The organism is Oscillatoria nigro-viridis PCC 7112 (assembly GCF_000317475.1).
GTDB lineage: Bacteria > Cyanobacteriota > Cyanobacteriia > Cyanobacteriales > Microcoleaceae > Microcoleus > Microcoleus nigroviridis.
Genome location: NC_019729.1, coordinates 1,498,452 through 1,520,332, shown reverse-complemented (window position 1 = coordinate 1,520,332; position 21,881 = coordinate 1,498,452). Strand labels below are relative to the sequence as shown.

At 46.2% G+C, this 21,881-nt stretch carries 20 protein-coding genes; 10 read left to right on the top strand and 10 right to left on the bottom strand.

The features are described 5' to 3' along the window. The first annotated feature begins 31 nt into the window (after window positions 1–31). The 3 genes from tpiA to folP all read left to right on the top strand — a co-directional run bounded on the left by tpiA (window position 32) and on the right by folP (window position 2,446). The gene (gene tpiA, locus OSC7112_RS06505) at window positions 32–757 is read left to right on the top strand and encodes a triose-phosphate isomerase (protein WP_015175167.1); all 726 of its coding nucleotides are present in this window, start codon (window positions 32–34) and stop codon (window positions 755–757) included. Window positions 758–879: 122 nt separating this feature from the next. Then, window positions 880–1,440, top strand: coding sequence for a Uma2 family endonuclease (locus OSC7112_RS06500; RefSeq protein WP_015175166.1), 561 nt, complete (start codon window positions 880–882; stop codon window positions 1,438–1,440). 136 nt (window positions 1,441–1,576) lie between these two features. Then, on the top strand, window positions 1,577–2,446 hold the full coding sequence (gene folP / locus OSC7112_RS06495) for a dihydropteroate synthase (protein ID WP_015175165.1): 870 nt from the start codon (window positions 1,577–1,579) through the stop codon (window positions 2,444–2,446). Here the strand turns inward: folP and OSC7112_RS06490 are convergent. Next, window positions 2,437–3,273: an SPFH domain-containing protein gene (locus OSC7112_RS06490; RefSeq protein WP_015175164.1), complete on the bottom strand. Its 837-nt coding sequence runs from the start codon at window positions 3,271–3,273 to the stop codon at window positions 2,437–2,439. The genes folP and OSC7112_RS06490 overlap by 10 nt on opposite strands. Window positions 3,274–3,480: 207 nt before the next feature. Here OSC7112_RS06490 and OSC7112_RS06485 point away from each other — a divergent pair, with 207 nt between their 5' ends. Next, complete coding sequence (locus OSC7112_RS06485; RefSeq protein ID WP_015175163.1) at window positions 3,481–4,251, top strand: tetratricopeptide repeat protein; 771 nt, start codon at window positions 3,481–3,483, stop codon at window positions 4,249–4,251. Between the two features lie 96 nt (window positions 4,252–4,347). Here the strand turns inward: OSC7112_RS06485 and aroB are convergent, their stop codons facing one another. Further along, window positions 4,348–5,442 carry a 3-dehydroquinate synthase gene (aroB, locus tag OSC7112_RS06480; RefSeq protein ID WP_015175162.1) on the bottom strand — a complete coding sequence of 365 codons (1,095 nt, stop codon included), beginning with the start codon at window positions 5,440–5,442 and terminating at the stop codon, window positions 4,348–4,350. 77 nt (window positions 5,443–5,519) lie between these two features. Between aroB and petL the strand changes: the two genes are divergently transcribed. Beyond that, on the top strand, window positions 5,520–5,621 hold the full coding sequence (petL, locus tag OSC7112_RS06475; RefSeq protein WP_015175161.1) for a cytochrome b6-f complex subunit PetL: 102 nt from the start codon (window positions 5,520–5,522) through the stop codon (window positions 5,619–5,621). Window positions 5,622–5,857: 236 nt separating this feature from the next. On the opposite strand, the gene OSC7112_RS37925 is transcribed toward petL, so the two are convergent. From OSC7112_RS37925 to OSC7112_RS06465, 3 genes are all read right to left on the bottom strand, one after another. After that, a complete protein-coding gene (locus tag OSC7112_RS37925) occupies window positions 5,858–6,034 on the bottom strand; it encodes a transposase (protein WP_150111506.1) in 177 nt (58 codons plus the stop codon). A gap of 351 nt (window positions 6,035–6,385) precedes the next feature. Continuing rightward, window positions 6,386–6,598 carry a hypothetical protein gene (locus OSC7112_RS39440; RefSeq protein WP_190274339.1) on the bottom strand — a complete coding sequence of 71 codons (213 nt, stop codon included), beginning with the start codon at window positions 6,596–6,598 and terminating at the stop codon, window positions 6,386–6,388. Window positions 6,599–7,135: 537 nt separating this feature from the next. Next, window positions 7,136–8,731 carry a GMC oxidoreductase gene (locus tag OSC7112_RS06465; protein WP_015175160.1) on the bottom strand — a complete coding sequence of 532 codons (1,596 nt, stop codon included), beginning with the start codon at window positions 8,729–8,731 and terminating at the stop codon, window positions 7,136–7,138. 313 nt (window positions 8,732–9,044) lie between these two features. Here OSC7112_RS06465 and OSC7112_RS06460 point away from each other — a divergent pair, with 313 nt between their 5' ends. From OSC7112_RS06460 to OSC7112_RS06440, 5 genes are all read left to right on the top strand, one after another. After that, complete coding sequence (locus OSC7112_RS06460; RefSeq protein WP_015175159.1) at window positions 9,045–9,953, top strand: SMP-30/gluconolactonase/LRE family protein; 909 nt, start codon at window positions 9,045–9,047, stop codon at window positions 9,951–9,953. 226 nt (window positions 9,954–10,179) lie between these two features. Next, on the top strand, window positions 10,180–11,448 hold the full coding sequence (locus OSC7112_RS06455) for an RNA-guided endonuclease InsQ/TnpB family protein (protein ID WP_015175158.1): 1,269 nt from the start codon (window positions 10,180–10,182) through the stop codon (window positions 11,446–11,448). 53 nt (window positions 11,449–11,501) lie between these two features. Further along, window positions 11,502–11,837: a DUF5335 family protein gene (locus OSC7112_RS06450; protein ID WP_015175157.1), complete on the top strand. Its 336-nt coding sequence runs from the start codon at window positions 11,502–11,504 to the stop codon at window positions 11,835–11,837. A 316-nt stretch (window positions 11,838–12,153) separates the two neighbouring features. Continuing rightward, entirely contained in the window at window positions 12,154–12,705 is a 552-nt protein-coding gene (locus OSC7112_RS06445; protein WP_015175156.1) for a DoxX family protein, read from the top strand. Window positions 12,706–13,096: 391 nt separating this feature from the next. Continuing rightward, entirely contained in the window at window positions 13,097–15,406 is a 2,310-nt protein-coding gene (locus OSC7112_RS06440; protein WP_015175155.1) for an FUSC family protein, read from the top strand. Window positions 15,407–15,462: 56 nt separating this feature from the next. Here OSC7112_RS06440 and OSC7112_RS06435 read toward each other — a convergent pair whose 3' ends face one another. From OSC7112_RS06435 to OSC7112_RS06415, 5 genes are all read right to left on the bottom strand, one after another. Next, window positions 15,463–16,419: a VOC family protein gene (locus OSC7112_RS06435; protein ID WP_015175154.1), complete on the bottom strand. Its 957-nt coding sequence runs from the start codon at window positions 16,417–16,419 to the stop codon at window positions 15,463–15,465. Window positions 16,420–16,659: 240 nt separating this feature from the next. Continuing rightward, window positions 16,660–17,160, bottom strand: a complete 501-nt coding sequence (locus OSC7112_RS06430; RefSeq protein ID WP_015175153.1) for a cupin domain-containing protein — start codon at window positions 17,158–17,160, stop codon at window positions 16,660–16,662. Between the two features lie 122 nt (window positions 17,161–17,282). Further along, window positions 17,283–18,062 carry a COG4705 family protein gene (locus tag OSC7112_RS06425; protein ID WP_015175152.1) on the bottom strand — a complete coding sequence of 260 codons (780 nt, stop codon included), beginning with the start codon at window positions 18,060–18,062 and terminating at the stop codon, window positions 17,283–17,285. A gap of 204 nt (window positions 18,063–18,266) precedes the next feature. After that, complete coding sequence (locus OSC7112_RS06420; RefSeq protein ID WP_015175151.1) at window positions 18,267–20,897, bottom strand: MGH1-like glycoside hydrolase domain-containing protein; 2,631 nt, start codon at window positions 20,895–20,897, stop codon at window positions 18,267–18,269. Further along, complete coding sequence (locus OSC7112_RS06415) at window positions 20,898–21,710, bottom strand: SDR family oxidoreductase (RefSeq protein ID WP_015175150.1); 813 nt, start codon at window positions 21,708–21,710, stop codon at window positions 20,898–20,900. It lies immediately after the preceding gene. Between the last annotated feature and the right edge of the window lie 171 nt (window positions 21,711–21,881).

Here is a 21,881-nt window from a genome sequence, read left to right as displayed (position 1 = left end):
TTTTGATGTTCACAGAGCTACTGAGTCACCCGTGCGGAAAATAGTTATTGCTGGCAACTGGAAAATGTACAAAACTAGGACTGAATCCCTAGAGTTTCTTCAAGGATTCATGTCCTGCCTGACGGAAACCCCAGAGGAACGGGAAGTCGTGCTTTGCGTTCCCTTCACTTCCTTGGCTGTCCTGTCGAAAAATTTGCACGGCAGCCGGATCAGACTCGGTGCTCAGAACGTCCACTGGCAAGAGTCTGGAGCTTTTACTGGGGAAATTTCCGGGCCAATGCTGAGTGAACTTGGTGTCCGTTATGTCATCATCGGCCACAGCGAGCGGCGCCAATATTTTGGGGAAACTGACGAAACGGTGAATTTGCGGCTGAAAGCGGCTCAGAAATACGATTTAATTCCGATTCTGTGTGTAGGGGAAACCAAGCAGCAGCGAGATGCAGGCGAAACTGAAGCTCACATTTTTTCTCAGTTGGCAAAAGATTTGGTTGATGTTGACCAAGAAAAGTTAGTCATTGCTTACGAGCCGATTTGGGCGATCGGCACTGGCGATACTTGCGAAACGAAGGAAGCTAACCGAGTTATTGGTTTGATTCGCAGTAAATTGACTAATCCGGGCGTGCCAATTCAGTACGGCGGCTCTGTTAAACCGGAGAATATTGATGAAGTCATGGCTCAGCCTGAGATTGACGGGGTTCTGGTAGGCGGTGCTAGTTTGGAAGCTGCGAGTTTTGCTCGAATTGTCAATTATCAGTAATAGGTAATTGCTAATAGGTAATTGCTAAGTGGTAAGTGGAACAAGGGCAGCGGGAATTAAACAGCTATCGCCTACAATTGTGATGTGCCGTTCAGTGTTTCTCGGCTCGGGAGAATTAACCTATGACTGCGATCGTTAAACCCAAACCAGCCTTAGACGAGTTCCTCAAACTTCCTGAAACTGAACCGGCCTCAGAATTTCTTGAGGGAGAAATCATTCAGAAGCCCATGCCTCAAGGTGAACACAGCGTACTTCAAGGTGAGCTCTGCAAGACTATCAATCAAGTAGCGAAAACTCGGAAAATTGCCAATGCTTTTCCCGAGTTGCGCTGCACTTTTGGCGGCGCATCAATCGTGCCAGATGTAGCAGTATTCCGATGGGAAAGAATTCCTTTTTTGCCGTCTGGTAGAATTGCTAACCGCTTTGACATTAATCCCGACTGGTCGATAGAAATTCTCTCGCCAAACCAAAGCCAAACAAAAGTGCTGAGTAACTTACTGCACTGTTCGCGAAACGGCACTGAGTTGGGGTGGTTACTAGATCCAGAAGAAGAGAGTATTTTGGCGGTATTTTCCGGACAAAAAGTAGAACTGTACAAAGGTGCAGCTCTGTTGCCAATAATTGATAAAATTGAATTAGAATTGACAGTTGAAACTGTTTTTAGCTGGTTAAGTTTTGGTTGAACAGTCCTGGACGCATTAAGACTCAAAGAAACCGAGTTTTTTACAGAATCTGTGGGTGGCAACGAAATATTTTCGTGAAAAAACCCGGTTTCTGGCTACCCGTGCGTCCAGTCAGATATCAAATCCCACGATCGCCATGACAAATAACCCAGAAAAAATTACCATTAGAAATAAAGCTTTCGAGTGGGGAAAACGCACTTATTTAATGGGCGTTTTGAACGTAACCCCTGACAGTTTTAGCGACGGCGGAGATTTCAATACCATAGAATCTGCTTTAGCGCAAGCGGAAAACATGGTAAAATCCGGGGTAGATATTATTGATATTGGCGGTCAATCTACTCGGCCCGGTGCAGCGGAAATATCATTAGCAGAGGAGATCGATCGCGTTATACCTCTCGTACAAATACTGCGACAAAAAGCCGATATTTTTGGCTCAGTTCCTATTTCGGTCGATACTACCAGAGCGCAGGTTGCGAAAGCTGCGGTAGAGGTGGGAGCTGATATCATTAACGATATTTCGGGAGCTACTTTTGACTCGGAAATGCTGTCAACCGTTGCTCAGTTAAAAGTGCCAATAATTTTGATGCACATTCGGGGAACTCCCCAGACGATGCAACAACTCACAGATTATCAGGATTTAATCGGGGAAATTGGGGAATTTTTAGAGAGTCGAATTGCGGCAGCAGTTGCTGCGGGGATTGACAAATCTCAAATAATTCTCGACCCCGGTATTGGCTTTGCTAAGAATTACAGTCAAAACTTAGAAATTCTGCGAGAGTTGCGAAAATTCCGTGTTCTCAACTGTCCGATTTTAGTCGGAGTATCGCGAAAAAGCTTCATCGGTCACATTTTGAATCAGCCAGAAGCGAAACAAAGAGTTTGGGGGACAGCGGCGGCTTGTACAGGTGCGATCGCAAATTTGGCAGATATCTTGCGTGTTCACGATGTCAGAGAAATGCACGATGTTTGTCTGGTTGCCGACGCTATCTTCAGGAATCAGTCTTGAGAAGTGTGAGTATCAATAACTTTCATGTCTCCGCCCTCAGAATGAATCACATCGGGCATAGAACCCATCAGCTCGCCCAAAGCTTCCGTCATGCTTCTCGGGTCCATAAACAGAATTTTGGCATTGTCGCTTTCGCCCAATTTTTGTTGAGCCTCTAAGTATTTTTCGGTTACTAAGTAATTCAAAACTTGCTTGCTATTCGGATGGGAGTCTAAAGCTTCAACTAAGAGCCTCATGTACTCCTTAGTGCCGATCGCCTTATTGACCATTGCTTGCCACTCGCTCTTGGTGGCGCGCTCCAATTCCATAGCTTCTTGCACTCTTTTCGGAGGTGTAATGCTTTGAATTTCCACCCGAATTACTTTGACACCCCAAGTTTCGGTAGCTTCGTCCAACTTTTTGAGTAACTTTTTATTCATGTCATCTCGGGAACCCAAGATGTCTTGCATGGGCAATCGACCAATTTCAGCGCGAAACGTCGTTAAAACTAAGTTGGCGATCGCATTTTCAATTTGATCGATTCCATAATAAGCTTTCTGTAAATTCACAACCCGCCAATACACAACGGCATCGACTTCGAGAGCCACATTATCTCCAGTGATTGCTGACTGAGGTTTAATGTCTAAAACTCTTTCACGGCTTGTGTCCACACAGACGACTTTTTCGACCAGGGGACTGATAAAGTGGAATCCGGGCTTGAGGGTGCGCTTGTATTGACCCAAACGTTCGACTAAAGCTTCATCGCCACCGCTGACTATTTTGACGCTGGAGTTAACAGCGTAGCCGAGGATGAGCGCAAAGAGCATGGTAAGAATAGACTGCCCCATTTCTACTTTCCTGCTAAGGTTGATTGAGAATCGATCGAAATTCTACTCTAATTTAACTCAAAATCTGCCTCACAGTGCTAAGATATCACGACTGTTAATAAGTCCTAACAGTTACTCGTATTCCCTCGGACTCTTGCCTTGGAGTCTTGACTCGGACTTAATGTGCCCGATTTGACGGCAGGATATCAACAACACATTTCCACAAAAATGAAAAACGATCGAAAGTTTCGCTTGTTCAAACCTTTGAGGTGGATCGCCCCAAGCATTTTGGTGGGTGCAGGAGTCTGCAATGCCGCAGCGGCCCAACCGGCACAAGCTGAGACAATCGCCCTGCAAATCTCCCAAAACTTGCAGTCGCAGAACTTGCAGCCCCCGCGCCGAGGCCCTGCTGTTCGGGAAGTTATATCCTACGAGATGAAGGGAGACGAACTCAGGATTTGCAAGCAGGAAGGCAACTCCGAGAAAAAGTGCCAAGTTGTAGGTAAAGGCTACACGGTGGGTTTGAGAACTGCCAACGACCTTTACGGTCAAGGAAATGCTGTCAATGCCGAAGCTTTGTACCGGCAACTAATTGCTCGCTATCCCAAACAAGCGGATGCTTATTACAAGTTGGCAACTATGCTGTCGGGGCAAGGTAAAATGAGCGATGCGATCGTTCTATTCCAAAAAGCAATTGAAGTCAACCCGGAGCACGCCAAAGCTCACAACGATTTAGGCGTGGCGATGGCAAGTCAGGGGCAGTTGCCCGAGGCAATTGTTCAGTGGAGACAAGCGGTTAAAATTAACGATCGATATCCCGATGCTTTAAACAATTTAGGAGTCGGTTTGTACCAGCAAGGAGACAAGGCAAACCAAGCGGAGGCAGTAGCCAGCCTCAAAAAAGCTAAGGAGTTATTTCTCAAGCAAGGCAGAACTCAAGCGGCTAACAGAGTAGATAAAATTTTGGAAGAAATTAATTCCCAGTCGAGCGGTTCCTAAACTCAACCGCCGATCGCACATTGAAAGAAAAAACATCTTTGGCGATCGGCGTCAATCAGGGTTCAGCGGCGGTTAAACAACCCCAAAAACGAGTATTTAAAGCATTTCCTTCAAAACTTGTAAAATCAAATCTCCATCCACCCGATCGCTCACAGCAGCCTCACCCAAGCGCACCGGCAGCACAAACCGCACCTTGCCATCCTGCACCTTCTTATCGAGTTGCAAAGTATGCAAAATTTCCTCAACATCCACACCCGCCGGCAATTTGGCAGGTAAACCCGCTTTTTCAATCAAAGCAGACTGGCGGCGATCGCACTCTCGATCCCACATTCCCAACTCCACAGCCAACCGGCTTGACGCAGCCATGCCGATAGCCACTCCTTCCCCGTGATTGATCGCCTTGTAATTCGTCAAACTTTCCACAGCATGACCGATGGTGTGCCCGTAATTCAAAATCGCCCGCAAACCCGATTCCTTCTCGTCTTTGCTGACCACCTCAGCCTTAGCTTGGCAAGACCTACTCAAAATTTCTGCCAACAAATCCGCCTTCACATAGCGCATTTGATCCAAACGCTTGCAATTCTCCAACTTCCCGAAAAGTTCGGCATCCCAAATCACCCCGTACTTGATGACTTCCGCCATCGCCGAACGAAACTCCCTCGCCGGCAGAGTTTTGAGTACATCCGGGTCAATCAAAACCAAGCGCGGCTGGTGAAAAGCCCCGATTAAATTCTTCCCTAAAGGATGATTGACCCCCGTTTTGCCGCCAATAGAAGCATCAACCATCGCCAGCAGGGAAGTCGGAACTTGCACGACATTAATTCCCCGCAGCCAAGTCGCCGCAGCAAAACCCGTCATATCGCCCACCACCCCGCCGCCCAAAGCCACCATTGTCGAGGAACGTTCTAAACGGTTTGCCAAAGCCGCACCGTAAATCTTCTGCACCGAATTTAAAGTTTTGTACTGTTCTCCCGGTGGTAAAATACAGCTACTGACTTCCAGACCGGCCGATTCGAGGGCTGCTGTTGCTCTTTCGCCGTACTGCCGAAAAATCGACTGATTCGACACCAGCAGCACTTTTTTGCCCAAACTGAGATCGCCCATCAGACTGCCGAGTTCGTCTAAACCGCCCGATCGCACGCAAATATTGTAAGATTGTGGGCCCAAGTCAACTTTAATTATGGATTGCATATTTATCTAATTTAGATATTAGATTTTAGATTATAGTTCTTATAGGTCTTTTTATTGATTGTTTTGGAGAAATTGCAATGACTCTTAGCGGAGCAATAACTTATTTTGGGATTTTTGGCGGCGCGATCGGCTTGGCGACAGTGCTGATGTTTGGTCTGCGGGCTGTCAAACTCATCTAATTCGCCTGCTTTGTGACTTGGAACTCAGAGATTGAAACCTCTGGTAAAAGTATTAATCGTGCGAAGTCTTTGCGCCCAAAAAATATCTGATTAAACTTAGAGATTTTGCGCGCAAATGCTTCGGTCGATAGAACCTGAGATTAAAATTAGGAATGAGAATTAAATAACTTATACCAATTTAATATGAAGCTGCATAGAATAGGGCTTCAAGAATAAACTTGTAAGATGACAACGAACTAATTTGCGAGCGGAGTGATTTTTTCAAGAACTTGTTTCAATCGCTCTCGTAATTGCTCAAGTGTTGTAAAAACCTCTCCAACAAGTTCCTTTTTGATATATTCCCAGACTCTTTCAATTGGATTAAGTTCTGGACTATGTGAAGGTTGACAGACAGGAATTAAATTTTCTGGCACTGAGAGAGTTCATTAGTGGTATGAGCACCCGCTCTATCCATGTGAATGATGGCTATATCTTCACCCAATTGTAGAGAAAGAGCGTTAATAAATTTCTGAAAATCTTCTCCGTTAAGCGAGCGCGTATTCTTGGCAAAAATGCCAGCCACTCAATGCTTCGACTACCCCATACAACCAAAAATTTTCACGTTTCCATAGTAGGGGAGCAACTGGTTTTACACCCCTGGCTGTAATTAATTTTCCTGTCAATGTTTTTAATCCCAACCGGGTTTCATCTTCCGACAAATATCGTAGCCTTTTACCCTTGCCAAAATATTTTTGAAACGTCAATACTGCTGGAATGATGTTTTTTTAAAAAGCTCCACTGCTTGTAAGTCCTGTAAAGCACTTTGCGGACGTGGCACTGTCAGTGAGAGCTTGGAGACGATAATGTACCCAGGCATAGACTGTTGCATAAGTCAGTTCTAAATTATACTCTGTTTTTAACCATTCCACAATTTCCCCGTAGCTTTTGAAAGGCGTTCCTGTTGCCAAGCGTTCTTTAAGTCCTGAAGCGTGCCTCAACAGTCAAGTGTGGTACTTGTCCGGGGGCTTTTTTTACCAACAATAATTCTGAATCAGGCAACAAGTTGCTTAGACATTCCATTCAATTATTAATTCACTATCTAAATTTTGGAGATGTTCCAATTCCCTATCAAAATCAAAAAAATTATTTGGTCGTGTCCGATCGCCGGCGTTGCTTAGTCATACCTTAATTCAGCAACGCCGGATTTGGGATTGAAGAATCAAATCCGTTGACATCGGAATTATTAATCTTTCTGTTCTATTCCTCTGCGCCCATTAGTGACAAGTTAAGACTTGATTGCATTTGTCAATCAGTAATATTACTCAAAAAAACTGCTTTTTTAGGAGTGGAAAATTCACGATTTAAGAGGGAGTAGGTATAAATATCACCCTCGGCACGATCGCACGATCGCCCAAATCTCAGTTTTGGGCCCAAAATCCGAGTAAATATTGAGCATAATTGCTGATTGACAAATGCTTTCTTAGCTTAACTTGTTACCAATGCTCTGCGCCTGCGTAGCGGCCTCTGCGCTTAAGTCATTCCGAAACAACCGTAAACGATATCAAACGTTCTGCAATGGCGTCGCCAACGCGCAAAGCATTCGCCATAATCGTCAGTGTCGGGTTGACTCCAGAATTGGAGGGGAAAAAGCTACCATCAACGACATAAAGGTTATCGACATCGTGGGTGCGGCAGTTGAGGTCTAATACTGAGGTTTTGGGGTCGCTACCAAAGCAGCAGGTGCCGCATTGATGCCCCACAGCTTGCAAAGGAATGTTATTGCGGGGATAGAGGCTAAACGGGATGACGTGCATGGCATTTCGCTCGATCGACTTTAGCACCGATGTCCAGCGATGAACCAGGCGATCTGCAGCTTCAGTATTATTCAGGGTGTAATCCACGTGTAACTTGTCACCGACAACACGCACGCGATTGTTAGGGTCGGGCAAATCCTCGGTTTGCAACCACCACCCCACGGATCGTTCAGCCATCAGGTGAAGTTCAAAGCCTGGAATCAATTTCACGTAGGGTGCTAAAAGTGGGGGCGCTTCCGCCGGAATCATATCTGGCAGTACATTTCCGCTATTTTGCACCATGCCCATAGGGTAGGGAAAATCCGGTTCGCCCCAGTAGAAGTCGTTAACGGCGATCGTCTTTTGAAAGTTGGCTCGGTTGGGTTCAGTATGAATTGATAATAGTGCGATCGCCTGATGCTTCATAAAATTGCGTCCCACTCGATCGGAACTGTTCGCCAGTCCGTGAGGATGCTTGTCATTAGCCGATCGCAACAGCAAGGCAGCCGAGTTGATCGCCCCGCAAGCCACTACGACAATATCAGCAGAGAACTGATACAACTCGCCGTTAACATCTGTTTCAACGGCGGTAACATCTCGCCCCGACGGGCTAGTGTGTAGCTTGAGAACTTTGGCATTTGCGAGCAGCGTTACATTAGAGTACGCCTCGCGGGTAGGACGAATGGCATTAACCTCGGCATCAGCTTTGGCACCCACCAGACAGGGATAGCCGTCAAAGGTATCGCAGCGAATGCAGGGACTTTTGGTGCGATCGCTCTCGTTCAACTTCAGTCCCAACGGTAGATGAAACGGGTAGTAGCCCAGCTTGTGGATGCCATCGGTCAGCGTCTGCATATCCGGCTCATGACTCACCGCAGGATAGGGATAGGGCTCACTGCAAGGCGGTTCCGTGGGGTCTTTGCCTCGCTCTCCATGCACGTCGTACAGCTTTTCTGCCTGAGTGTAATAAGGCTCAAAGTCTTGATACTTGAGTTCCCACTCTGGGGAAATACCGCCCTTGTGGATTACCTGCTCAAAATCTCGCTCTCGCAGTCGTAGCAACGCTGCCCCATACAGTTTAGTATTTCCACCCACCCAGTAGCCCGTCTGCGGACGAAATGCCTTACCGTCTTTGTCGTACCAGTGTTCGTCAGTGTGATAGCGTTCCTTTTGGTAAACTTCCTTAGCGCTCCAGTTGTCTTTTTCACGAGGTAGAAAATCACCTCTCTCCAGCACTAAAATTTTTTGACCGGTAGATGCCAAGCGGTGAGCTAATGTGCCTCCACCTGCTCCTGTCCCGATTATGATGACATCATAGTGAGTTGTTGTCATTTTCATGGCAATTTTTGCGGAAGTGATTCTCAGTTTATTTATTTAAGACTGACGCAACTAATCCAATTAGTAAGGTTCATCAGAGGTCAGAATCTTGATTGTATCCCTAATTTTTGGCATGACATTTTGCTTGAAATTACTGTAAGCGATCGACAAAGCTGTAATAATATCTCTTGCGATAGATTCTTGGCTCCAGGTTATCGTTTTAAACTCAATTAAGTCCTCTGTCTGATGGCTGAGGATTCAAGTATAACTAACGAAAGACTCTCAGTTTTCATTTTGAGCGCACCTCAATCAAGTTAAATGGCAGGAAATACTCATGCCTGAAACTATCGAAATTTATGACGATCGTCTCCGATCGCTTGTGCGCCCAGCTCCCTCGCTCCAAAAGCTGGCGACCGATGCCGTTCACAGCGAAGGTCCCGTTTACTTCCACGAAGACGACAGCCTGGTGTGGAGCGATGCTCACGGCAACCGACTGTGGCGCTGGAGTGCCGCTGATGGAGCCAGCGTTCTGCGCGACCCGTCCGACTATCAAAGTGGGAATTACCGCGACTTGGAGGGTCGTCTGGTTGCGTGTTCGTCAGGTTTACGTGCCATTATCCGACGCGAGTATGAGGGTCAGTGGCAGGTTTTAGTTGACCGTTATCAGGGTAAGCGCCTCAACAGCCCGAACGACCTGGTAGTAAAAAGTGACGGCACAATTTGGTTCACTGACCCGCCCTACGGCATCACTGAGCCAAATCAAGGATATGGCGGCGAACAGGAACAACCGGGATGTTTCGTATACCGCTTTGACCCAGCAACGGGTGAGATCGGTGCGATCGTGACGGACATGGTTCGCCCTAACGGACTCGCTTTCAGTCCCGACGAAAATCTGCTGTACGTATCCGATACCGCTGCCTTCAACATCCCCGACGGGCCTCATCATATCCGCGTGTACGAGGTTGTAAATGGTCGGCGTGTAACCAACGGTCGCGTATTTGCAGCGATCGAGCCGGGTGAACCCGACGGGTTGCGCGTGGACGAGTACGGCAATATCTTTACTAGCTCTCAGGATAGCGTGCAGGTGTATGCACCTGATGGCAGTCGCTTGGGAAAAATTATGGTACCGGAGGTAGTCGCTAACTTGACCTTTGGAGGAGCAGAACGCGATCGCCTGTTTATTGCGGCAGGCACATCATTATATGTTATTGACCTCAATACTCGTGGCGTTCAGCGACCTTAATAGCTTGCTAAGAGCGCCCTACTATGCCAAAGCACAATGCTAGCGCGATCGCAGTTTGCTCAGCATTTACTAGCACAGCTTTAGATTCTTACAGTTCCAGCTTGCAGAAATACAGGTAAGTATTGTAAAACTTCGTTGAGTTTGCAAGCACTTATAAGCAATAGTAGTATGATCTTATCATAGCGGTCGAGTGAAATACGCGCAATCTCAAAAATAAAAGCCTTAAATGCAGTTAACAGAACGACATATCATTAAATCAACGTCACACCGTTTCGCTGAAATTGATGGACTAGCTTTTAAATCCAAGAATCTCTACAATGCCGCCAACTACGTCATTCGTCAGAGTTTTATTTATGGATGGGGCTATGTCAATTACAGCGAAATGAACGGCTTAATGAAGTTTTGTGAAGTATACAAAGCTTTGCCTGCCAAGGTTAGCCAACAAATCTTGATGGTGTTGGACAAAAACTGGAAATCTTTCTTTGAGGCAGTTAAAGCTTACAAAACAGATTCCTCTAAATTCACTGGTCGCCCAAAACTGCCGAAATACAAAGATCAAACTAAAGGGCGAAACATTCTCGTTTATACAATTCAAGCAATTAGCAGCAAACAGTTGAAAAAGGGAATCATTAAACTTTCGGGGACTGACCTTTCGATCAAAACTAAAATTAATCCCGATCGAATTTGCCAAGTCAGATTAGTTCCCAAATGCGATTGCTATGTAATTGAGGTGATTTATGATGAACCAGAGTCCACCTTTAGTGGTGACAAATTTGTAGCTAGCATTGATTTAGGACTGGATAATTTAGCGGCGCTAACTTCAAGTCAACCGGGGTTTACCCCACTGTTGGTTAACGGGCGACCGTTGAAATCTATCAACCAGTTCTACAACAAGCGCAAAGCCAAGTTGCAATCTCAGTTGAAAGGAAATCGCAGAACCTCATGTCGCATTCAGCGCTTAACTCGCTGTCGCAACCAAAAAGTTGATAATTACTTGCACCATGCCAGTCGCCTAGTTGTTGACCTTTTGAGAGCCAAACAGATTGGGACGCTAGTAATCGGTAAAAACGCACAATGGAAAACCGAGATCGATCTAGGGAAGCAAACTAACCAAAACTTTGTCAGCATTCCTCACGCTCGATTAATCGAGATGTTGGATTACAAAGCTCGACTGGTTGGAATCGAAGTAATTGTACAAGAAGAGTCCTACACGTCGCGAGCGAACTTCCTGGGTTTAGACCCAATCCCAGTTTACGGAAAAACTGATAAAGACCCCGTTTTCACGGGCAAGCGAATTAAACGAGGTTTGTACAAAACATCAATTGGTCAATTAATCAATTCTGATGTTAACGGTTCGTACAATATCCTCAGAAAAGCAATCCCAAATGCCTTTAGCAATGGGATAGGGAGCTGCGTAGTTGGGCCAATGCGGGTCAATCCGCTCAAAGTAAAAGTGAAAGGGGCGGGGCTTGAAGCCTCCCATGTCTATAAATGACTATACTTTTACCAGCTATCCACACCGTTCATCCAAATTTCAAGGAGAAAAAAATGTCAATCAATAAACAAATTCCGGCAGAGCAATGGGTAGAGTTTTGCGATACGTTTACAAATGGTAACAAGGGACGTTTGATTGTGCTGGAAGCGATCGATCCGGAACTTGGGGCTCAAACCCCTGTTAAAGATCAGCCACTATGGTCGTTGGTCTACGATCCGGTCGGTAAAGGGAATGACTTAACCATTGAGATCGGACGTAATGAAGTTACCTACGGTCATACAATTGATGTTCCCAATGACTTGTGGCAAGAACAAGACGATAACGGCAAGGTTATTGCTTTACAAATTAAAGCCGAGGGTGGAAGTCAAACGATTGTGCGGCTGCTCTAAGTTGCGAATTCTACATCATATTATCTCCGTTTGATGAGGAATGGTATCTGATGAAGTTCTGTAGGGGCGGGTTCACCGATATCTTTGATAAGTATAAACAAATTCTCTAAACCCGCCCCGCCTATACAATTGGGATGCAACGGGATTTGATATCATTTAAGTCTCTCGATCAAACAGGTAGTTTTTATCTCAATCGTGACTAGACTTATGTAAGAGGAAAGACGCGATCGGAAAATAACTGTCTTGCCGCTGAGCTTGTTCCGCCAGCATTATTTGTAACACAACCAAATTTAGACACGAAGAGTCAAACCTGATAATGATTTACAAATTTGTTTTTGGCTTGGCAGTCAGTTTTCTATTAACTACTAACATTTCATCTAATCTACCAGAGCTAGGTCTCAACCTATTCAGTTCGCTTAATACTGTTTTCCCCGCCGGACTTCAAGGCGTAATGCTTTTACTATTAAGAGTTAGTGTCGGTATATTGTTCCTACTGCACGGCTATCCTAAAATAACGCATCTTCGACAGTGGGCTGATTCTTTGAAAATGCCTATATTTCTTTGCTTTCTATCAGCAGCATCGATGTTGGGCGGCGGAATTTGCCTAATTTTGGGATTGCTTACACTTTTGGCGAGCTTACCAATTCTGGGTTCAATGGTGTTTGCGGCCTATTTACACATCTCCCAAGGTAAGCCTTTTGTGGCTCGCGATCCCTATTTAATTCCTGAAGAACAGTATCAGGGGCCTTTAGGAAAAGGCGAACCGCCGAGTTGGGAAAAGGCGTTTATGTACTGTGTAATGTTGATGGCGATCGCGGTTTTCGGTCCAGGTGCGTATTCGCTGGACGCTCTGATTTTTGGACGGTGAACCCAGGCTTACTTCTCAGATGGATTCTATGTCAAGCTTTTTCAACTAATCATTGCTAAACAATACAGCATTTTTTAGGTAAGTGAGGTACATAGCAAAGATAGAGGACACGGCAGTGCCGTTTCCCTACAGCGATCGATCGCTTGATCGGTGTACTTTATCAACGTGGATCTGCTGTACGTTAAAAACTTTTTTGTCTCATTACTTGTATCAAAAAGATTAAGGATCGCGAATTAAATAACTTACAATTTTAATTATTATTGTGGGATGGGCGTCCCGCCCGTCCAAAAAGGACGGGCGGGACGCCCATCCCACTTTCAAGAGTGGAAGTTATTTAATTCTCATTCCTAAGCCGAAACCAGTTAATTTAATTTAAAGAGGTAGCCTAGTAATGCCATCTGGCGATCGACAATCTCTTAACTGGCTGTTGCAGCCCTTTGTGCTCAAGCCCGGTAAACCTGACATCCTCTACGGCTTGCGTACCCTTTTGGCGGTGAGCGGGCCCATTGCAGTTGGCTTCATTGCAGGTCATCCGGCTGCAAGTACGATCGCGGTGATGGGAGCCATGTTTGTTGGCATGGTCGATGCGGGTGGAGCCTACCGTCAAAAAGCAACTGTCATGCTCGCAGCAACCACAGGCGTTACTGTCGCCTTGCTAATGGCGAATCTGGTTAGCAGTACCCTGTGGCTAGCTATTCCAGCCACTTTCTTAGTGATGTTCATCGCTGGCTTAGCTGGTCTGTTTGGTACTACCGTCGCGACGGTTAGCCTGGTTACATCAATTATGTTTATCGTCTCGCTAGCCAAATTCGCTTCGTTCCCAGATTTATCTACTGTTTTTCTGCAATGTGCGCTGTGCCTAGCTGGAGGTGTCTGGGCAATGGTGCTATCTCTAGGATTGTGGGTGCTGCGCCCTTACACACCTGCGATCGAGGCAGCCAGCAGTTGTTATGCCACATTGAGCAAATTTTTGCGAATGGCAAGCGAGATACCCTTAACTCTGGAGGAGCGTCGGAAGTGGAGAGAGCAATTCTTACAAGCTCAAGACAGCGTAATACAGAATTTGACCTCTGCCCGGAGTGTTTGGGGCGCTGTGTGGACGGGCCGAGAAAGTGCTGATTTGCGGGGCAATCAGTTACTCGTTTTAATTGAGGATGTCAACCAAATTACTAATTCAGTTGTAGCACTGGTGGAACTGTTAGCGATCGCCTCCTCTCGTCCCCTATTCCAGCAGTTACACAGAGAAATCCAGCAAGTGATGGAACAATCGGCAACGGCTGTGCAAATCTTGTCAGAATCCCTCGCCAAAGGAAAGAATGTTGTTGGCTTGGGAGATATGGATCGGGCGATCGAGGCACTAGAATACCAGTGGCAAGTCCTGCACTCTCAAACCCTGAATCAAGCTAGTGTCGATCGGACAGATGACTATGCTGACTTAGTGAGTCTTGGCAAAATTGTAGCTAGTCTGAAAGCGCTAGCAGAACAAATTCATACCGATGCGGAAATTGCCACAGATTTACAGCGGGGAGAAAGACGCAGCATCGCCCAGCTAAACATTTATCCCCCGATACAGCCACAGCGTTCTTCGATCGTTGACACGCTGCGGAATAATCTCACCTTTAATTCTGTTATTTTTCGTCACGCTTTGCGGCTGGCGCTAATAGTAACAACTGCCGAATTAGTAGCTTTTCTATTGCAAGAACCCACAGGTTATTGGATAACGCTCACTGCTGTAGCTGCCCTAAAGCCTAATTTTGGCGGTACTTCTCAGGCAACTGTGCAACGGGTGATTGGAACCACATTAGGGGGCATCTTTGGGATTGCCCTGGTCATACTTATCCACAATCCAGTGGCGATATTAGTCTGTCTTCTGATACTTTTAGTCACTGCTATGTCGGTGCGATCGCTAAGCTACGGCATCTTTATCACCCTCCTCACTCCCGCAGTCATATTGCTACTCAACGTGACAAGTAAAGGCGGCTGGGAGATTGGAGTATTACGCATTGTCGATAGCTTAATTGGAGGCATTTTAGCATTACTAGGTAGCTATTTGTTATTCCCCAGTTGGGAGCGATCGCAACTTCCGGCAAAACTAACAACAACTATTCGCTCTAATCTCGCGTACTTTCAACAGGTTGCAGCTAGCTACATCAACCCCGAACAAAAGTGCTCGACTGAAACTATCAGAAACCTGCGTCATCAAGCGGCATTAGAGAATGCAAATGCTGCTGCTGCGGCTCAAAGGTTATTCAGCGAACCCCGTCACGTTCAAGGAGAAGTAGAACCGATCGCGATGCTAATACTCTACATTCGTGCCTTTTTCAGCTCTGTCACAACTTTAGCAGAACATCAGCAGAAATTTAGCGGAGAGTACCAATTTGCAGATTTCCAGCGATTTACCGATGCGATTGTCCAAATTTTAGAGAACTTAGCAAATGCGCTGGAACAGGGACACCCACCTCTAGCTTTACCGGATCTAGATATTTATATCGAAGCCATTCACAGCGATCTCGAACAGTTACATCTCACTAGGATATCAGAGTTGGCTACAAATCCAAGTTCTGTAACGTCAACGAGGCAAGCTGTTAGAGAACAAACTCCTGTTTCAACACAACTAGATCGAATTGCCCATGAAATGAAATGTCTGCATTGTGCGATCGAGCGTCTGCAAAAATCTTTGGATGAGAGTTCAACTAAATAACCAAATACTTTAAAAATATTTGACGGCTTTTGCTAGTTAGGAATTATGTTTAACGGTTATTCCGCAATCAGCAATACACCATGTCCGTCAGCGTCTTTGATTAAACAACCTTGGCGATAAGGACAGCAGCTTTCTGTAAACTCCACAACCCGCGACGACACAAACTCAATCCCATTCTGCCGCAAAATCTCCACAGCTTGCTCAATGTCGTTGACAACTAGCTCAATTTGCATATTGGCAATATCGCAACTTCTCCAGTCACTCGGCATGGGACGACTATTTGGAGGTACGAGATAGTCTAGCAGTTCAATACCTAAACCGCCTCGATCGGGTCGCAGTGCTGTAATTTGGACTTCAACTTCTTCTGGTAAATTATCGAGTCTAGCTTGCGTTTCACCTTGGTTGAAACTGCCACCCTCAACCTGCATTCCCAGCAAGTCGCGGTAAAATTTTAGACTCTGTTCAGTGTTGCTAATCGCGATCGCACTGTGGTCGATTCCGAGAAACAAGCGATCGCCCTGCTGATGCCACTTCTCTTGCCCTTTATCAGGAGGAAACCAAATTAACTCTAAAGGGTGGCGATCGCAGTCTTTGAACTTGAAGGCTCGTACACCAGCAGATGCTTTATTCTCAGGCGGTATCGTCTGCGGTTCAACTGAAATTGGGTCAATTGGAAACGATCGCAAATGAGCGTAAGCCCGATCCATATCACTAACTGCGATCGCCAAATGTTGAAACCACAAATCATTACTTCGCGAATCCCTGGGAATCGGTTTTCCCTCAATATTGAGGTACTGCATCAGCTCAATCAGTTCATCTCCAAGCTGCAAGGTGACAATGCGAATTGTTGCCTCAGCCACGCCTGCTAAGTCGCTGTAACCCTCTGTTTCCACCGTGATGTCTGAAACTGGTTTAAACCCTAGTGCTTGCGTATAGAAATCCTGAGAGCGATCGGCATCACTCACGGTTAATCCAATAGCACGAATTCGCTGTACTTGAATGGGATTCCACATAATAATTTTGGGCGTTGCTGAAGACGGGTATGATATCAATTCCGGTTAGATCGGAATGATTAAACCACAGAGGGCACAGAGGACACAGAGAAAGAGAAGAGAGAGATAATAATTCCGATGTTAACGGATTTGATAGGAATTCAAGATTTCCCAATTGCTATAAGCCCCGGTAGGGTGAGTTTTGTAACTAAAGCGAAAAGTTGATTCATACGCCAGAATCAGCAATGCCAAATTTTGAGCTTATCGAAAGCGGCAAGCCTGCGCGATCGTCGGCGTTTCTTCAAGTTGCACAATCATCAAAACTGCGGGCACATCGCCGACTGTGCCAGAAAGATGTCCTTTCTGTCCCTGCGCGTTCGCTTTCGTATTCTGGTCTTCTCCAAAGGAAATTTCACCAACACCCATTTCTACTCGTTGCCCGTCCATCGTCTCTACAAACCAGCGTCCCGATAGCGGAATAATCCACTGGGGTTTCGGATTTTCATGCCAAGTGCCAATCCAGCCCACAGGTTGCACCGTAAAGACGACGGTAGCGCCGACTTGCTGCATCTGTTCGAGCCACTGAGGAGAGGCAGGTGGTGAAATGCTCTTGAGAGTGAAGTCTTGAATTTGGCAGCGGGACTGGTGGCTGATACCGTCTTCGTCAGTCCAGACGTGCCAATAGTCGATCGTCGGGGGTATTGGATGTTCGCGATCGCTCGATCGCGATTCTATTTGTCCGTGGGATGAAGGATGAGTCATAAAAATAAATTTCCTAAGACTTACGGGTTGACTAAAAACATTATCTATGTGTTCTAGATGGTACATCACTGCTCAGATTCGCCAAAATATGCTCGCGGACAACTAAAGTGAGTAGTTATTTATTAATTGCTATAACTGTCTTTGCCCGAGTATGTGAGATAAGCAACAAAACCAACAATCAGAATAGTTAAGACAATGCTGATCTGCCCCGTACCAAAACCTACTCCACCAAGATCCTGAGATTTACCGATCCAATCTGCGAAGGAAGCGCCCAATGGTCTAGTCAAGATATATGCGAGCCAAAAAGCCCCTACCTCATTAAGTCCCGATCGCCAGTACGCGATCGCTGGTAGAGCAAATAACAAGGCAAACAATACACCTGATGTGAAGTACCCCAAACCCCAAGTTGATGCTGTCATATCACCTGCGGCTGTGCCAAGCGCGAATGTAGCCATAACGGTTGCCCAGTAAAATAACTCGCGGCGAAGTGTGTAAATATGATTAATCGATAAAGTCTTCTCGCTCATATACCAAACTGCAAAAATAATACTAAGTACGATGGAAAATCCTACAGTCGATAGGAGATACGAAACACCTAATACAACATGGATAGCATCAGCAGCCATTGTTCCGAATATAGCGACCATACTAATAGCTAACCAATAGACCCAGGGAATATATTTCCGTACTGAAAACTGTATTGCTAAAGCAATCACTAATCCACTTCCCCCCAGAGCGACCGCAAAAATTGGGTTCAGCTCATGGGCTAGGTAATCTGAAGTTGTTTCGCCCATTCCCGTAGTCAGCAACTTGATAATCCAGAAAAAGATCGTAACTTCTGGCAGCTTTTTGATCGTGCCATGCTGTGCAGATTGTTCTGTACTGTTTGGTTTTGGCTTCATATCTGGGTGGATTTTAGTTGCGGCTTTACTCAATATACAGCACTTGGCGCGACCGAGATGTACAGCAACTTATACCTCTGTGAATCCTTTTTCTAGTTTACTTTGACTTGTGTGTACGCGGTAGCCTTGGCAAGGGGGGACGGCGCAGCCGGGGGGTAGAGATTTATAATCATAGTTTCAAGAATTGGTATTAGGAGTAGAGAATCATGGTTTATCGTTTACCTGCTGAATCAACTTGGCAATTAGTGCTGTCCATCCGGTTTGGTGACTTGCGCCCAATCCAGCCCCGTTATCGCCGTGAAAGTATTCGTAAAAGAGAATCAAATCGCGCCAGTGAGGATCTTGCTGAAATTTTGCAGTACCACCGTAAACCGGACGCTGCCCATCTTGATTCTGTAAGAAAATAGCGATCGCTCGTTGTTCCAAATAAGCCGCCACCTCCCAGAGATTGAGCATTACTCCTGAACCTGTGGGACACTCTACTTTAAAGTCATCACCTAAGTAGTGATAGAACTTTTGCAAAGATTCAATGAGTAGAAAGTTAACTGGAAACCAGACGGGCCCGCGCCAATTAGAGTTACCGCCAAATTGGTTAGAAGTAGATTCAGCAGGCTCATAGTCTACCTGATAGCGAGTGCTATCCCAATCGAAGATAAAGGGACGATCTTGGTGATAGCGGGAAACCGATCGGATACCGTAGGGTGAGAGAAATTCATCCTCATCTAACAATCGTCGCAGTATACGGCGCAGGGCTTCGGGGCTGGTTATGGCAAGCAGGCGGCGAGCGCCTTCTCCCTCAACCGTCATACAAGCAATGTTTGTTGCTAGTTCGGGACGGTTGTTGAGAAACCACTCAATTTTGTCTTTTAACCCCGGTACAATTTCTAACAAATCTGGCTCCATAGTATCAACTGCAAATAGGGGTATCAGTCCCACCATTGACCGTACTTTGATTCGCACGTCCTCTCCGTTGGGTAAGTGCAAGGCATCGTAATAAAAGCCGTCTTCCTCGTCCCAGAGGACAATTTTTTCAGGCCCTACATGATTAATGGCGTTAGCAATGTAGAGGAAGTGTTCAAAAAACTTCAACGTCATATCGCTGTATGTTTCGTCCTCACGGGACAGTTCCAGAGCGATCGCCAGCATATTTAGTGAGAACATACCCATCCATGCCGTACCGTCTGCCTGTTCTAAATAACCCCCCGTTGGTAATGGCTTGCTGCGGTCAAATAGCCCGATGTTATCTAGTCCGAGAAATCCTCCCTGAAACAAGTTTTGCCCTCGCAGGTCTTTGCGGTTCACCCACCAGGTAAAGTAGAGCATCAAGCGGTGAAACATTCGTTCCAAGAATTTGCGATCGCCCGTTCCAACTCGTTTCTGTTCAATTTTGTAAACGCGCCACGCCGCCCATGCTTGTACCGGAGGATTGACATCGCCAAACGCCCACTCGTAAGCGGGTAATTGACCGTTGGGGTGCATGGTGCGATCGCCAGTTAGTAACAGTAATTGCTGCTTGGCAAAGTTTGCATCAATTAATGCCAAAGCAATGCAGTGGAATGCCAAATCCCAGGCAGCAAACCAAGGATATTCCCACTTATCGGGCATGGAAATAATTTCTTCGGTGTAGAGAGTCCACCACTGGGCATTACGCCCAGTGAGGCGTTGACTGGGCGGGGTAGGTTCCGCTGAATCTCCATGCAGCCAAGTACGGACATCATAGTAGTAAAACTGTTTGCTCCACAGCAGTCCGGCAAATGCTTGTCGTTGAACGTTGCGGCAGTCCTCATCTAGACCGGGGGTGAGCGTTTCGTAAAATTCGTCTGCCTCGGTTTGACGCTGGCGGAAGGTATCGGCAAATGCTGCATTAAATGGCGTGTCAGTATATTGGTTGGTGAAGCGAAGTTGAATTACATTCGTCTGTCCCGCCCCAATTTCTAATTGATACCAAGCTGCTGCTTTCGTGCCAACCTGATTCGGATTCACTGCATCCTGGTTGTTGTGAATTACATACTCGTGGAAAGCGTCTTTCACATAAGGCGAGGCATTAGCAACTCCGTAGAGGCGTTGGCTGTTAGTTTCATTTTCTGTAAATAAAAGCCGATGATTCCCTTCGCAAAATAACCAATAATCTCCATATTTCTCAGTGTTCGCCTTAATTACACCATCAGCAACTTTCGATAGCTGTGACTGCGGTTTATTATCCGTCCAGATCCAGGTATTGCGAAACCACAGGGTAGGTAGCACGTCGATGTTGGCAGTTTCCGCGCCCCGATTCGTGATGCTGATGCGAATGCAAATATCGTCTGTAGAGGCTTTGGCGTATTCTGCAACCACATCGAAATAACGATTATCGTCAAACACGCCCGTATCCAATAATTCAAATTCTGGTCGATCCTTGTGGCGATGGGCGTTCTCCTCTACAAGCTGAGTGTAGGGAAATTCCTGTTGCGGATACTTGTACAACCAGCGCATATAGGAATGGGTAGGCGTGTTGTCTAGGTAGAAATAGTATTCTTTGACATCTTCTCCGTGATTTCCTTGTTCGTTGGTCAGCCCAAACAGGCGTTCTTTTAAAATTGGATCGCGCCCGTTCCACACTGCTAGACCAAAGCAGAGTTGACTGTGGCGATCGCACCATCCACCCAGTCCATCTTCACCCCAACGGTAAACGCGCGATCGCGCACGATCGTGAGGAAAATACTCCCAAGCTGAACCGTCAGGTGAATAGTCTTCTCGCACTGTACCCCATTGGCGATCGCTCAAGTAAGAACCCCAACGATACCAAGGTTTATCCGGTTCGCGATTCTCCTCTAAGCGTTGCTGTTCTGCGTTCATCTAGCCCCCCGTCGCAAACCCTGGATACAGAGTCATGCCGCCGTCTACAAATAAAGTTTCACCATTCACATAATCTGAGTCATCCGAGGCAAGCCAAACAGCAGCTTTAGCGATGTCTGTTACATCTCCAACCCGTTTGGCGGGAATGAGTTTTAGTAATTTTGCCTCAGCTTCTGGCGTGTCCCAAGCTGCCTTATTAATTGGGGTTTTAATAGCACCGGGTGCAATGCTGTTGACCCGAATCCTGTGCGGTGCGAGTTCTTGGGCAATACTCTGCATCATCATGTGGATGCCGCCCTTACTGGTAGCGTAGTTGACGTGACCCGCCCAAGGAATTACCTCGTGTACCGAACTCATACAAATGATTTTGCCTGCGGCACTGGAGATATGTGGCTTCACGCCCCGCTTGAGAAACTCTTTTGCCGCTTCGCGGGCGCAGAGAAATTGTCCGGTTAGGTTCACGCCAATCACCAAATTCCAATGGTCGAGAGTCATGTCTACAAAGGCTGAGTCTTTTTGCAATCCGGCGTTGTTTACGAGGATGTCGATCGTGCCAAAGTGCTGGTACATTTGGTCAAACATCGATAAAACTTCCTCTTCTTTGGCGACGTTTGCACCAATGGCGATCGCGTCCCCACCTAGCGATTTAATCTCGCTGACAATCTTCTCTGCTGCTTCCTGTTCAGAATGGTAGTTGACTAAAACAGAAGCACCCGATGCAGCCAAAGCACGGGCGATCGCTTCACCAATACCGGAACTTGCACCCGTTACCAGTGCTTTTTGACCTTTAAGAAGATTAGGGGAATAGCTCATATTTTTTCCTCATCTTGTTTCCTACTTAAGTAAATTTGTACCTAATTAACAACGACTTATCTCATCCTCAAACTATTAGGATCGGCATGGAAGCCAATTGTCACAGTTAAATCAACTTGTAGGGTGCGTCATATCCAAAAAATTGGACACGATCGCTAATTTTATCGCTCT